This window comes from Nocardia implantans (assembly GCF_035544775.1).
GTDB lineage: Bacteria > Actinomycetota > Actinomycetes > Mycobacteriales > Mycobacteriaceae > Nocardia > Nocardia implantans.
This window is the reverse complement of the sequence record NZ_JAYKYQ010000001.1, coordinates 307,235-319,645: the sequence shown is the minus strand read 5'-3', so window position 1 is coordinate 319,645 and position 12,411 is coordinate 307,235. Positions and strand designations below refer to the sequence as shown.

Genomic DNA, 12,411 nt, shown 5'->3' with positions numbered 1-12,411 from the left:
GCCGCTCCTCGCTCCTTGGACTCGAACCGGATATCGACCGAATCGAATTCTTAAGTGGACTCACCCTTCCACATCCGCATCGGGGATGGCTGCCGCCAACGTGGTTATCATGCCCGGGCTGTCGGCGGGGCATGGCTGCTACGCCCGGGAAGCCAGGAATCTATCGGTCTAGTTCCGCCGCCCCTACGAGTGCGATGTTCCCTGCCCGGCGGCTTGACCCTTACGTTGCGTGAGGCTGGAAGGTGGGGTGCATGAGTGACTACTACAACGCGTTCGAGATGAGCCCCGTCCCCACTCCCGGTCCGGATGCGGTCGCGCCGGAGCCGTTCCGTGGCATCTATGGAATGCCCGCGTTCGCGACGATCCCCACGAGCGATTTGGCGGTGTCGGTGGATTTCTGGACTCGTGGCCTCGGATTCTTCGAGCTGTTCAGTATTCCCGGCAGCGTTGTGCATCTGCGCCGATGGGCTTTTCAGGACGTACTTCTCGTCCCTGCCGAGAACGTTCCGGAGCAGCCACCGGCGGTGAGCTTCAGTTTCGCGTGCGTGCTCAACCAGGTCGATTCTCTTGTCGAGGCTTGCCGTGCGTTGCGTCCGAACTCGGTCGATGGCCCCCGGGATACTCCCTGGAACACCCGCGACGTGATGGTGATAACCCCTGAGAACGCACGGATCGTTTTCACCGCCGCGAAACCCTTCGATCCGGACAGTCAGGAGGCGCGGGACCTCGAGGCCGTCGGGATCAGGCCACCGGACGCCGGTCGCGGTGACAATGGTGAGCATGCCTGATGCCGATACCGATGGCCTGACTGTCGGTCAGGTCTCGGCGCGTTTGGGCGTGACGGTCCGCGCGCTGCACCACTGGGATGAGATCGGTCTGGCGCGGCCGTCGCTGCGCACGGTTGCCGGGTATCGGCTCTACACCGCTGGTGATCTGCAACGACTGCACCGCATCGTCGTCTACCGTGAGCTCGGTCTCGGGCTGGACCGGATTCGGGCCATCCTGGACGACTCGACCGCGGACGTGCCCGGCGCGTTGCACGCGCAGCGTGCTCAGGTCGCCGAACGGATCGACCGCCTCCAGCGACTCAGCGCCGGACTGGACCGGATGATCGACGCCCACGAGCGCGGCCTGCTGCTTACCGCCGAGCAGCAGGCCGCGATCTTCGGCCCCCAGTGGGACCCCGACTGGCCCGCCCGAGCGCGTGAGCGTTACGGAGACACGACGCAATGGCAGCAGTACGCCGAACACGCGGCCTCGCGCGGTCCGGAGGAATGGCAGGCCATCGCGGACACCGTTGCCGAGTTCGACCGCGCCCTCGGGGACGCGATGGACGCCGGTGTCACACCTGGGAGCCCGGAAGCGAATCAACTCGTCGAGCGACACCGTGAAGTTTTCGCTTCGTACTTTCCCCTCACCAGGCAGATGCAGGTCTGTCTCGGCCGCAGGTACGAGGCCGATCCGGGATTTGCCGCCCACTACGACGGCATCCGCTCCGGCCTTGCCCCGTGGTTCCGTCGAATCATCGACGCCAGCGCGCGCGCCCACGGCATCGACCCCGATACCGCGACCTGGCAGTAGGGCGGTGCGCCCGGCCGATACTTTGCCCCCACCGTTATCGCCTGGTCTGCTGAACTCGTGCAGTCATCCGACTCGAGCGATACCGAGACGGCATTCGTCCGATATCAAGCGGCGGCGCCGAACCGGAACGGCCGCTATCCGGGCGTTTTCGCGTTGGTCAACGGTTTGGCATGGTCCGGCTGCCTCAATGCTGAGCCAGGAACACTTTCGTCGACGCGAAAATGCCTGGTATCAGGCACATCTCATCGACCCCGGACGCCTCGATCCCTCGCCCTACGATCGAACCCGCCACCCCAGGGCAGAAGCATGGTTCAAGTCCTCTGCCACCCAGTTCCTCGCCCGCGTGGGCGGCTATCTCGCGATACTGGACTTCCACGGCGTCGCATGGACTCGTCTGGAATCGGATGATCCAGGCCGGATTCTCTACGACGATCCCAACCAGGTCATCGTTGTCCCTCGGTAACCGCTCCGTTTTTCGGCGGATCATGAGGTCAGGAGTCGGCCATGGAGGATCCAACTAGTTGACAATGACAGGTACGAGAAACCGACAGACAAACGACAAAGAGTGAGCCGTCATGCTTTACACCTGGGTCGAGTCCGCTGGAGGCCCCCTGCTGATCGCCCCCGAATCAGAACTTGGCCACTGGGGCGGCACAGCCGACATGGACGGACCCGTAGAAACGTGGGGCGACTACGGCCGAGCCTGCTCGGTTGAGGGGTACATCGGCCTGGTCACAGTCGGCTCGCAGCAGGCATTGGTCCTTGGAGACCAACCCGCTCGCACGACATATCTCCCAGCCGAGCGGACGTTCCTGCGATGGGCAGCGGCAGACTCCGAAGCAGAACTCGTCGCCGCAGCGCAGCAAGCATTACAAGAACACATCACATGGGATCAAGGCGAAGACCTCATCTGGGAGATACGAGAATCCGTCGTGCTTTTCGACTCGGCCTGGCCGGGAACTGAGATCGAACTCGACAACCAGCTCCACATCGCCCTCGATCCAGGGCGTTACCGAGTCCGGGCAACCTACATCAAGAACCCGAACAACTGGATGATCCTCGCTCAGCTCCAGCCAACCGTCGACAAGCACCTCGACGACACCACCGGAACGGACGTTGCCTGACCTACTGATCCGCGGATCTTGTCCATATCTCATGCTCACGCGGGGACAGGGCGAAATCGCGGAGGCGGCGTCGTGGTCGACAAGGTTGCTCAGGGCGAAAGCGAAAAACGTAGAAAGGTCTCCAGTCGTTCACGCGCCGGGGTACGCGGCGTGCATGTCGCCGTCGAAAAGTTTCCAGAAGAAGGCGTTCAGCTTCGCGGCGGCAGGTGCGTGGCGGGTCAGGATCGCGGCCACGGCTGGTGGTACGTCATCCGGGATGTGGCCGGTGGCGCATTGGCGGACGTACTCGTTGCGGGCGACGGGGCCGCCGCTGGACGGCATCGGCACTCCGCAGACTTCGGTCACCAGCCAGTTGACCAGTCGCATGGCGGAGTAGCTGGCGTCATGAGTGGCGTGGCGTTCTACGAAGTCGCGCTCGGCGGCTGACAGGTCGAATCGCGGCGAGGTCGCCAGCCCGAAGTCGCTGAGATAGATGCGCTCCATGTCGGTGCGTAAGTTGCCGAAGTGCCAGTCCATGTGCAGCAACTTCCGATCGCGCAGGAACGCCACGATCTCTGAGAACTGCCGTTCGACTGTGGCGGCCTTGTCGGCCGGGTCCTCTCGCAGCAAGTCCGCTATCGGGTGTGGGATGTATTCGCAGAACAGCACGAGACTGGACGGTGCGGCGGCCAGCGCTTCGAGACGGGTCCGCACGGTGGGGTAGCCGCCCTGGGCGGCGACCACCGTGTCGATGTCGGCGTGTTCGGCTGCGACCGGCGACCGGCCGGGCAGCACCCGCCAGTGGTAGAGCACCGGGAACGACTGCGTCTCTCCGGCCAGAACGCCGTCGGTGACGATGATGTTCGCGGCCAGCTCCCGCCATGCACTGAAGCCTGGGCCGCCGATGCCGTACTGGCAGAACAGCGGCACGTCGAAGAGGTTCGCTGTGGAACCCGGCTCGGCGAGCTCCCGGTCGGTCAGGGGGATTCGCTTGGTGAACACCGGCGCACCGTCGACATCGATGACCGCCGTACCGCCGCCCACACCCAGGCTCGTGACTCGACCGGTGTCTACGAGCTCAGCGAGTTCGGCATCGCTGCGCGAAGCCAGGGACACCGAAAGCCGTTGATGGAGGGCCATTCTGGCGGCTGTCATTACACGATTGTGGCACCGGCCCGGGTTCTACCTGGGTAGCCGTAGGCCCCGAGATACCGGCCGTCCAGCACAACCTGATCACGGAAACTCCACGCTCTTGCGAAAGCAACACGCTCGTCGCAACCTCCTGATCGGGAGGTTGCGACGATCGCGTGAAGTCGCCCATATCCAGGCCGAAAAGCCTCGTTCTCGCTGGTCTGCCCTCGCAGTCGGCGGCATACCGACCGAACACTGGGCTACGGTTGAGCCGGCCGGACTTCGTCTGCCTTGCGGTACTTTCCGTGCCCGCCTTCGCCGACGACCCATGTCACCGGCATGTCCGGCGTGATGAGTTGTTCGTCGCCCTGGTATTGCCAGAAGGAGAACCATACGTCGCCGGAGTGGCTGGCGATGAGTCCGTCGTAGGTGTCGGGCAGCCACCATCGGACCACGCCGTCGAGGCTGGGATCAGGATCCTTGGCTGTCTTGACCTGCCCGAACGGTATCAAGCCACCCGGCCCACGCCATCCGTCGAGAGTGGGGAGCAACGGCTGGTCCCCACCCGCGGGGTCGGCGGGCCAGATCTTTCCACTGCGGGACAGGATGTCGTCGTGGACTTCCCGCGCCAGTCTGCACGCCACACCGTTGGGTGTGCTCTCGACGGGCGTGGTGCCGACCACGACGCTCAAGTCGGGGACGGTGAACTCGATACGCCACCCCGGTGGATCAGGTAGTCGGCGAAGGCGCTCAGGGATCGTTTCATCGATGTGTACCTCGAAGCCGAGAGCCGACTCGATGTCGGCCGCCAGCAGGTCGGCGCCTCGCCTCGAAATTTCCTGACCCATGTAACTATCCTGCCGTGTAGGGGACGGTGCAGCGGTTGATGGGGGTCACGTACAGGTTCTTGCCCGCGGCGTGAGAGGCGATGACCTGGATTTCATCCCCAGACTCATACCGATAACGCCCATCCAAATACCTTGGGATGGACATGTGAAAGTTGTCGTCCTTGAACCTGTTGTCCGTCTCGATGGCCCTGCCGTTGACCAATATCTGGTAGTCGTACCTGCCCGGGATGTCGGCGATGTTGTTGAGGAACATGGCCCATGCGATGTTGCCGATGGGGTCTCTGTCCTTCGGCCTGGTGTCGACTTCGACTCGGCCCCATTGGGTGGTGACTCTGTAGTTGGTGCACGGCTGATACGACGCTTGTGCGGAACCGGAGGTCAGCACGCTCGCGATCATAGCGATCGCCAGTGTCGTTGCGAAGAGAAGCGTTCGACCGACTCGGCTTGTCGGCGCAGCTGATTGGTCATTGCGAACCTTCATGGGATATCCCCCTGCTTCGTCGAAACATGAATCGACTCGCCTATCCCGGCACCGGATACGCGTCACCCCGAGTACGAGACACCCCCCCGGCCTGTGAAGAAAGGCAGTCGATATCTTTGGACGCACGCAGATCGCGATCGGTTCCAGCACAACGTAATTTATGTGTCACGCGTTCGCCGTGGACGGCTCCGCAACCGGCCCGCGCAGCAATGTCCGTCGGACGGCGCTTCGCTGAACCGACCCGCGTGCGATCGCTCTGACCTGCGGCATCCATCAGCCTGGCAAGGCAGCTGACGAAGGCTTCTAATCTGTCCGAGCGCGGCCAGCGCCGTCGCGGCAATCTTCAACGGTGGGCACTGTGGACACCGCAGGCGAGGAACTGCTCGGTCATGCTGAGCTGTTGCCGGGTGTACCACTGATTCAGGGTCCGTCGTAGAGTCTTTCGTTCGGCAAGCGGCGTAAGCCGGTTGTGTCGCCGGGGATCACCTCTACGGAGTCGACGAATCGTCGCCGGTGCTGTTCTTGGAGGAACCATAGGGCGGAGGTGAGGCAGGCGGCGAAGTCCAGGCGGTGGCCGTCGATCACTACCGCCAGGCGTACGTCCGGCTGCTCCGGGTGGGGTGACAGTTGTTCCCGGGTGTTGTCGAGGGCCGGTTTGTATTCGCGCCGTGCGGTGGATCGCGTGGTTTGCATGATCACTCGCTGCCGAGGGACATCGGAATCGTTCTCGACAGCAGTCCATTTCCTGATTTTGTAGAGCGCCGCAATGTAGGTGGCGCACGTCATCGGTGGGCAGTCTTGGTGATGGTGGTAGGCCGTGCGCGCGGCCTCGTAGCTCTGCATCGGCCAGTGCGGGTTGTTGTGGTCCAACCAGGAAAGGGTCCGGGCGAGAACGTTGGTGTCGTAGCACGGCCCGTTGGACTCGGCGTCGATCTCGGCATCGCCCTCGACGGCCATTGGTGAACACCTCCCACGAGACGGCGGCGTGGAGCCGCGAGAGAACTGCGGAGTTATGTGCCTGTTGCGGTGGAGCGACGGCCGCTTACGCCGAGATCAGATCCGGGCGCACCCACGGATCGCGGCGCGGTTCGGTGAGGTCACACAAGCGCTCGATATCGGCATCGGATGGAACTGATCGATTCGCTGCGAGTTCCAGATAGAGCTTTTCCGCGCGGGTGACGCGGTACTCGAGGATCGCCGTGCTCACGAAGAAGCAGATCGCGAGCCACGAGACGACCCCGAAGGCGATGAGCACAGGCAGCATTGCGCTACCGGCCATAGCGCGGGGCCTGGGGAACCACTTCGGACCACGCCCGTACGGCCTCGACGACAGCATGGCCGGACGGAAGGAAAGCGTTGCGAGCCGGAACAACCCATTGCCGGATGGAGCCGTTCGGGCTAGGGGAGGGAAGCGCGATGACGGCTCCCTCGCGCGCGATGCTCACGTCCCGGCGGAACATCTCGGCGAACAGCTTGACGTCGTCGTCTTCGATGTCGGGACGGACAAGGAACGTCCAGCGACCCGAACGCGGATGCCCGACAATGGGTCCGAGCGCGCCGCCGCCGCTCTGCATGTGCGCTTTCACCGCTCGGCCCAACCTGCTGGGCATGGTCACCGCCCACACCGACCCGGCGCGCATCACGATCCGGCCGAGTTCCGGCGGATCGATCACGGCATTGAAACCGCAATCCCTGCGATAGAACATGCAGCGGGACAGCGGTGTGTCCCCGAACGCTCCTTCATCCATCGGCAGACCTCAACTCACATCGAAGGCGGTTAGGTGCGCCCGGCCCGGCCAGCCAGGCTGGGGAGTGACCGGCGTCGGGAACGTGAGTGGAAGATCGCCGTCACCTACTCACGCCACCGGGCGCGCTACCAAGGAGACACCCACAACCCTGCTTGCTGCGACGATTTCAGCGCGAACGTTTCCAAAAATCTGGCGCTGTTTTAGTTGTTGTTGCATCCTTGTTCGAGTTGCAACGCACTCCGAAAGGTCGAGATGGCAACGGATTCCACAATCGCGCGGCGCATGCTCGGCATGCAGCTGGAGACGCTGCGCGAGCGCGCCGACATCACGAGAGAGGCCGCAGCTGCTGCGATCGCCTCGGCTCGATCAACGATCTGGAAGATGGAGACGGGTCAACCCGTCCGCTTCAACCCGGTCCTGATCGAGCGACTGTGTCAGCTCTACAACGCCACCGAGAAGGAGACTCAGGTTGTCCTGGAGCTGGTCAAGGAAACCAAGGGCGCGAAGGGTTGGTGGCAGGCATTTACCGAAGACACGATTCCGAAAGACTTCAACCTGTTCGTCGGCCTAGAAGATGCAGCCAACCGGATCACCTCGTACCAGACGACGTTCTTGCCGGGCCTGCTGCACACTGAGGAGTACAAGCGGGCGCTGATCTGGACGGAGTTTCCGAACAAGCCTGCCGAGGATGCCGAACGCATGTTGCAGGTCGGACTCAAACGCCGATCACGGCTCACCGACGAACGCAATCCCCTCACCTTGAACGTGTTTGTCGATGAATCCGTGCTTCGGCGCACGACAGGCAACACCGCGATCATGACTGCCCAGCTCCGACACTTGCTGGAGGTCGGACAGTTGCCGAACGTATCGATTCGTGTTGTGCCGACGACAGTGGGTGCCTACCGCGCTCTGCTGGTCGGCATATTCGTGCTGTTGGAGTTTCCGCGCCACCCGACCGCAGATTTGACGGTGCCACCTGTGGTCTATGTGCAAGGTTTCCTGGGCGACTTGTACCTTGAGAGCGCAGACGAGGTCCGGCAGTACCGTCAAGCCTGCGCCGAACTGGACCGTCTGGCGCTGGATGAGGCAGGCAGTCGAGCCCTCATCTCCAAGATCGAAAAGGAGTATGACAGTGCACGTTGACCTATCCGGTGCCAAGTGGTTCAAGAGTGGCCGCAGCAGCGGGTCGAAGGATTGCGTCGAGGTGGCGTTTCTTGACGGCGGTCAGGTCGGCGTCCGCGACTCGAAGAATCCGACCGGCCCGGCGCTGGTGTTCACCCCCGGTGAGTGGGACGCCTTCACCGCCGGCGTGAACGACGGCGAGTTCAAGCGCCCGTAGCACTGGCGATCACCACGGCCCGGCCCGCTGTCCTTGGGACAGGGGCCGGGCCGTTCTCGTTGTACCTGTCGATCGAACAGTCGCGACCGAGGCAGCCGCCAAGCAAGACCGGCGCACATCAAGATCAGCGGCACACGGTGGAGACCTCTTCTCGCGAAATGCCACAGCCATGTGCCACTCGACGGCAGGGCCGGGTGGCTTGGTGCCGTCGCGTTCGAGGGCGGCTGGGCGGGGGTTGCGTGGGGGTGCGAGTCCTCTACCAGCGAAAATGCGGAAAACCTGGGATCGGTAGGGGGCGAATCGTTCGTACCTTTTTCTCAACGGCCCAACAGGAGGGCCGGAGAACAGGACCAGGGGCTTCGCCCCTCGAACGACAAGGACACAGACCATGAACGCCACTTCGCTCCGCATTGCCGCCGCCGCTTTCGCCGCCGCCGCCGCGGTGGCCGTGCTCACCGGATGCGGTGACAGCAAGGGCAGCTCGCCCGCCGCGCCCGCGCCGTCCTCGGCGCAGCCGGCCGCTCCGGCGGGGAAGTCGGTCGCTTCGGTCGACGGCAAGACCTTCGACGCGAAGTTCGACACCACCTGCGCCAAGCAGGGCGGCACGCTGGCGCTCGCGCTGACCGACACGGCGAACTCCGCCTACGGCAACCTCTCGGTGAGCGCGACCATCACCGACTCGAACACCGTGCAGGCGGTCGCGATCGCGGGCAGCAAGGGCGGCGACAACGGCCTGCCTTACGCGGTGGGCTTCGGCAACGGCATGCCGGGCGGCTCCTCGAAGGTCGTCAAGGACGGCAACACGTTCAAGGTCACCGGCGAGGGCGTCGGCGCCCCCGACCTGACCAACCCGCTGGCCGGGCCGAAGACGTCGAAGTTCGACATCACCTTCGCCTGCTCGTCCATCGTCGGCGCCTGATCGCCGCAATGCACCCCGATCCGCCCCCGTCATCCCGGACTATCCGGGATGACGGGGCGCGGCGAATCTCTCGAACACCAAAAGGAAACGTCATGAACAAGATCCGTCTGATCGCCCTCGCCCTCGGCGCCGCCGCGATCGGCTACTACGTCTACCACGCCGTCACCTACGTGCCCACCAGCGAATGGGAGCCCGCCGGAATGGGTTGGCTCGGCTTCGAGATGGCGCTGCCGATCATCGCGCTCACCTTGGTTCCCATGGTCTTCGCGTTCACCGGTGAAGGCATCATGAGCGCGCTGACCGGCCGCAACAGCGCGGAATTCCGCGACGGACTCACCGGCCTCGGCACCGTCCGATCGGTGCGGCAGACCGGGGTCACGGTCAACGACCAGCCGCAGGTCCATGTCGAGTTCAGCGTCGAAGGCGCGGACGGCAAGATCTTCCACTCCTCCGCGAAGATGATCGTGCCGTTCACCGAGCTGGCCCTGCTGCGCGCCGGGGTGGTGCTGCCCGTGCGCTACCTTCCCGGCCGGACCGACCGGGTCGAGGTCGACCTGTCCGGCGACGCCTCCGCCGCGCAGAACGCGATGAACGAGTCCCTGATCCGCAAGGGCATCACCACGCGGCACAAGCTCGACATCGCCGAGCGCGGCATCGCCACCCAGGCGGTGGTGCAGTCGCTGTCGGTCACCGGCAACATCCGCGACGGGCACTCCGAGGTCGGGCTCGGCCTGGTGGTCACCCGGCCGGACGGGTCGAGCTTCTCCACCCGGGTGACGAAGTTCCTCGCCCCCGCCAGCGTCGGGCAGGTGCAGGTGGGTCGCGTCGTGCGGGCGCACTACCTGCCGGAGAACGAGAGCGAGGTCGTCATCGCCCTTCCGGTGAACGCCTGATGGGTGAGCCGGTCCGGGCCGGTTTCACCGAAAACGAGGCAGCCACCTTTCGACACCGACGCCGCGCCGATTCGAGATCATCGAATCGGCGCGGCTTTCGTCTGTTCCCAGGCCTGGCGGTTCGGCAATTCGAGGGTTACCTAGTTGGGCGGTTGTTCACTTTGTCGTCCCTTCCGGATGGTCCGGATGGTTTACCGTGCGGCCATCGGCCCAACCCAGGAGTCACCGTGAGTCTTCAGCCACTCGCCCTTTTCGTGAAGCACGACGGACAGTCGTCGCGCGCTGCCGTGACATGTGAGTACAAGTGCGCGAACGCGTGCTTCCACGAGGCGCCGAACACTTCTTCGGGCGCCTACTTCGGTGACATCGTCAGCTCGCTGAACCGGCGCGGACTGATCAAGGGCGGCGCGGCCGCCGTGCTCGCGGTCGGCGCGGGCAGCGTCCTCGCGGCCTGCGGTGACGACGATGAGCCGACCACCGTAGGCTCCACCTCGCCCGCGGGGCCGCCCGGAACCGGCACCGACTTCGCGGCCGTCGCGCCGAACAAAGAAGACGCCGTGGTGATCCCGGACGGCTATGAGCAGGCCGTCGTGATCCGCTGGGGCGATCCGCTGTTCCCGGACGCGCCCGCTTTCGACTTCGACAAGCAGACCGCCGCCGCGCAGGCAAGGCAGTTCGGCTACAACAACGACTTCGCCGCTCTGCTGCCGATCGAGGGCCAGGCCAACGGCTACCTGCTGGTGGTCAATCACGAGTACACCACCAGCCCGCACATGTTCCGCGGCTACAACAAGGACGCGCCGACCGACGAGCAGATCGCGGTCACCATGGCCGCGCACGGCTTGAGCGTGGTCGAGGTCAAGGGCGAATCCGGCTCCGGCAAGCTGGTTCCCGTCTTCGGCAAGTACAACCGCAGGATCACCGCGACCACCGAGTTCAAGCTGACCGGTCCCGCCGCGGGCAGCGAATTCGTGAAGACCTCGGCCGATCCGACCGGCACCAAGGTGCTCGGCACCTTCGCCAACTGCTCCGGCGGCCTGACGCCGTGGGGCACCGTGCTGTCGGGTGAGGAGAACTTCCACGGCTACTTCGCCAACGCCGACAAGGTGATCGAGCCCGCCGCCGCGGCGCGCCTGAAGCGCTACGGTTTCGCCGCGGGCAAGACCGCCAACCTGTGGGAGCGCGCGGACAAGCGTTTCGACCTGGCGCAGGAACCCAACGAGGCCAACCGCTTCGGGTACGTCATCGAGGTCGATCCGTGGGACCCGAACTCGACGCCGATCAAGCACACCGCGATGGGCCGGGTGAAGCACGAGGCCGCCACCATCTATGTCACGAAGAACGGCGACGTCGTCTCCTACACCGGTGACGACGAGAAGTTCGAATACATGTACAAGTTCGTGTCCTCGCGCAAGATCCAGCCGGGCACCGGAGCGGCGAGCATGCGGCACAACCTGACCATCCTGGACGCGGGCACGCTGTATGTCGCCAAGCTCACGGGCGATCACGCGGACAAGATCGACGGCACCGGCGCCGAGCCGTCCGAGAAGGGCTTCACCGGCACCGGCCAGTGGATTCCACTGCTGGAGACCGGCGCGGACGGCAAGGGCAAGTCGCTGGTCGACGGTATGAGCGCGGAAGAGGTGGCGGTGTTCACCCGCCTGGCAGCCGACAAGGTGGGCGCCACCAAGATGGACCGCCCGGAGGACTTCGAGGCCAGCCCCTACACCGGCAAGGTGTACGTGGCGCTGACCAACAACGACAACCGCGGCGCGGAAGGAAAGCAGGGGCCGGACGAGGCGAATCCGCGTAAGCTGAACAAGAACGGCCAGATCCTGGAGATCGATGACAACCACACCGGCACCACGTTCACCTGGTCGCTGCTGCTGGTCTGCGGCGATCCCGCGGCGGCCGACACCTACTTCGCCGGTTACGACAAGTCCAAGGTGAGTCCGATCTCCTGTCCGGACAACCTGGCCTTCGATCCGTACGGCAACCTGTGGATCGCCACCGACGGCAACGCGCTGAAGTCGAACGACGGATTGTTCTCCGTGGTGCTCGACGGCCCGAATCGCGGCCAGACCAAGCAGTTCCTCACCGTTCCGCGCGGTGCGGAGACCTGCGGCCCGGTGGTCAGCGAGGCGCGGGTCATGGTGTGCGTGCAGCATCCCGGCGAGGCCGACGATGCCACCCCGGACAACCCGTTGTCGCACTGGCCCGACGGCGGCACGGCCCAGCCGCGCCCCTCGGTCGTGGCGGTCTGGAAGAAGGCAGGCGGCCGCATCGGGGTCTGATACCGCAGCCGCGGCGCTCCGGCCCCCTGCAACCACGGCCACTCTCCGCGGCTCTCCCCGCGAGTGAGGCCGCT

General features: G+C 64.7%; 15 protein-coding genes. 9 read left to right on the top strand and 6 right to left on the bottom strand.

The genetic code is table 11. From position 1 onward, the window contains the following. Nucleotides 1-251 precede the first annotated feature (251 nt). From U3653_RS01495 to U3653_RS01480, 4 genes are all read left to right on the top strand, one after another. Nucleotides 252-788, top strand: a complete 537-nt coding sequence (locus U3653_RS01495; RefSeq protein WP_195080988.1) for a VOC family protein — start codon at nt 252-254, stop codon at nt 786-788. Next, complete coding sequence (locus U3653_RS01490; protein WP_195080987.1) at nt 781-1,581, top strand: MerR family transcriptional regulator; 801 nt, start codon at nt 781-783, stop codon at nt 1,579-1,581. The genes U3653_RS01495 and U3653_RS01490 overlap by 8 nt, the downstream gene beginning before the upstream one ends. A 187-nt stretch (nt 1,582-1,768) precedes the next feature. Beyond that, the gene (locus tag U3653_RS01485) at nt 1,769-2,044 is read left to right on the top strand and encodes a hypothetical protein (RefSeq protein ID WP_323124619.1); all 276 of its coding nucleotides are present in this window, start codon (nt 1,769-1,771) and stop codon (nt 2,042-2,044) included. Nucleotides 2,045-2,156: 112 nt separating this feature from the next. Further along, a complete protein-coding gene (locus U3653_RS01480; protein WP_195080986.1) occupies nt 2,157-2,705 on the top strand; it encodes an Imm21 family immunity protein in 549 nt (182 codons plus the stop codon). Nucleotides 2,706-2,834: 129 nt separating this feature from the next. On the opposite strand, the gene U3653_RS01475 is transcribed toward U3653_RS01480, so the two are convergent. The 6 genes from U3653_RS01475 to U3653_RS01450 form a co-directional block, all read right to left on the bottom strand. Further along, nucleotides 2,835-3,839, bottom strand: a complete 1,005-nt coding sequence (locus U3653_RS01475) for a serine/threonine protein phosphatase (protein WP_195080985.1) — start codon at nt 3,837-3,839, stop codon at nt 2,835-2,837. Nucleotides 3,840-4,075: 236 nt separating this feature from the next. Then, nucleotides 4,076-4,663: a hypothetical protein gene (locus U3653_RS01470; protein ID WP_195080984.1), complete on the bottom strand. Its 588-nt coding sequence runs from the start codon at nt 4,661-4,663 to the stop codon at nt 4,076-4,078. A 4-nt stretch (nt 4,664-4,667) separates the two neighbouring features. Continuing rightward, nucleotides 4,668-5,144: a hypothetical protein gene (locus U3653_RS01465; RefSeq protein ID WP_195080983.1), complete on the bottom strand. Its 477-nt coding sequence runs from the start codon at nt 5,142-5,144 to the stop codon at nt 4,668-4,670. Between the two features lie 420 nt (nt 5,145-5,564). Continuing rightward, complete coding sequence (locus U3653_RS01460; protein WP_195080982.1) at nt 5,565-6,101, bottom strand: hypothetical protein; 537 nt, start codon at nt 6,099-6,101, stop codon at nt 5,565-5,567. 85 nt (nt 6,102-6,186) lie between these two features. Next, nucleotides 6,187-6,408, bottom strand: coding sequence for a hypothetical protein (locus U3653_RS01455; RefSeq protein WP_195080981.1), 222 nt, complete (start codon nt 6,406-6,408; stop codon nt 6,187-6,189). Nucleotides 6,409-6,412: 4 nt separating this feature from the next. Next, on the bottom strand, nt 6,413-6,892 hold the full coding sequence (locus U3653_RS01450) for a DNA-directed RNA polymerase subunit beta (protein ID WP_195080980.1): 480 nt from the start codon (nt 6,890-6,892) through the stop codon (nt 6,413-6,415). 252 nt (nt 6,893-7,144) lie between these two features. Here U3653_RS01450 and U3653_RS01445 point away from each other — a divergent pair, with 252 nt between their 5' ends. The 5 genes from U3653_RS01445 (at nt 7,145) to U3653_RS01425 (ending at nt 12,337) form a co-directional block, all read left to right on the top strand. Beyond that, the gene (locus tag U3653_RS01445; RefSeq protein WP_195080979.1) at nt 7,145-8,035 is read left to right on the top strand and encodes a DUF5753 domain-containing protein; all 891 of its coding nucleotides are present in this window, start codon (nt 7,145-7,147) and stop codon (nt 8,033-8,035) included. Next, the gene (locus tag U3653_RS01440) at nt 8,019-8,231 is read left to right on the top strand and encodes a DUF397 domain-containing protein (RefSeq protein ID WP_228827495.1); all 213 of its coding nucleotides are present in this window, start codon (nt 8,019-8,021) and stop codon (nt 8,229-8,231) included. The genes U3653_RS01445 and U3653_RS01440 overlap by 17 nt, the downstream gene beginning before the upstream one ends. 388 nt (nt 8,232-8,619) lie before the next feature. After that, nucleotides 8,620-9,150 (top strand): lipoprotein LpqH, encoded by a 531-nt coding sequence (locus tag U3653_RS01435; RefSeq protein ID WP_195080978.1) that lies wholly within the window; start codon nt 8,620-8,622, stop codon nt 9,148-9,150. Between the two features lie 92 nt (nt 9,151-9,242). Beyond that, nucleotides 9,243-10,043 carry a hypothetical protein gene (locus U3653_RS01430; RefSeq protein WP_195080977.1) on the top strand — a complete coding sequence of 267 codons (801 nt, stop codon included), beginning with the start codon at nt 9,243-9,245 and terminating at the stop codon, nt 10,041-10,043. 227 nt (nt 10,044-10,270) lie between these two features. Continuing rightward, the gene (locus U3653_RS01425) at nt 10,271-12,337 is read left to right on the top strand and encodes a PhoX family protein (protein WP_195080976.1); all 2,067 of its coding nucleotides are present in this window, start codon (nt 10,271-10,273) and stop codon (nt 12,335-12,337) included. Nucleotides 12,338-12,411: the final 74 nt, after the last annotated feature.

Coding starts and splice junctions, on each gene's coding strand:
- U3653_RS01480 (WP_195080986.1), top strand. CDS start 2,157: ATGCTTTACACCTGGGTCGAGTCCGCTGGAGGCCCCCTGCTGATCGCC.
- U3653_RS01430 (WP_195080977.1), top strand. CDS start 9,243: ATGAACAAGATCCGTCTGATCGCCCTCGCCCTCGGCGCCGCCGCGATC.
- U3653_RS01495 (WP_195080988.1), top strand. CDS start 252: ATGAGTGACTACTACAACGCGTTCGAGATGAGCCCCGTCCCCACTCCC.
- U3653_RS01460 (WP_195080982.1), bottom strand. CDS start 6,101: ATGGCCGTCGAGGGCGATGCCGAGATCGACGCCGAGTCCAACGGGCCG.
- U3653_RS01465 (WP_195080983.1), bottom strand. CDS start 5,144: ATGAAGGTTCGCAATGACCAATCAGCTGCGCCGACAAGCCGAGTCGGT.
- U3653_RS01445 (WP_195080979.1), top strand. CDS start 7,145: ATGGCAACGGATTCCACAATCGCGCGGCGCATGCTCGGCATGCAGCTG.
- U3653_RS01440 (WP_228827495.1), top strand. CDS start 8,019: ATGACAGTGCACGTTGACCTATCCGGTGCCAAGTGGTTCAAGAGTGGC.
- U3653_RS01490 (WP_195080987.1), top strand. CDS start 781: ATGCCTGATGCCGATACCGATGGCCTGACTGTCGGTCAGGTCTCGGCG.
- U3653_RS01455 (WP_195080981.1), bottom strand. CDS start 6,408: ATGCTGCCTGTGCTCATCGCCTTCGGGGTCGTCTCGTGGCTCGCGATC.
- U3653_RS01470 (WP_195080984.1), bottom strand. CDS start 4,663: ATGGGTCAGGAAATTTCGAGGCGAGGCGCCGACCTGCTGGCGGCCGAC.
- U3653_RS01485 (WP_323124619.1), top strand. CDS start 1,769: ATGCTGAGCCAGGAACACTTTCGTCGACGCGAAAATGCCTGGTATCAG.
- U3653_RS01450 (WP_195080980.1), bottom strand. CDS start 6,892: ATGGATGAAGGAGCGTTCGGGGACACACCGCTGTCCCGCTGCATGTTC.
- U3653_RS01475 (WP_195080985.1), bottom strand. CDS start 3,839: ATGACAGCCGCCAGAATGGCCCTCCATCAACGGCTTTCGGTGTCCCTG.
- U3653_RS01435 (WP_195080978.1), top strand. CDS start 8,620: ATGAACGCCACTTCGCTCCGCATTGCCGCCGCCGCTTTCGCCGCCGCC.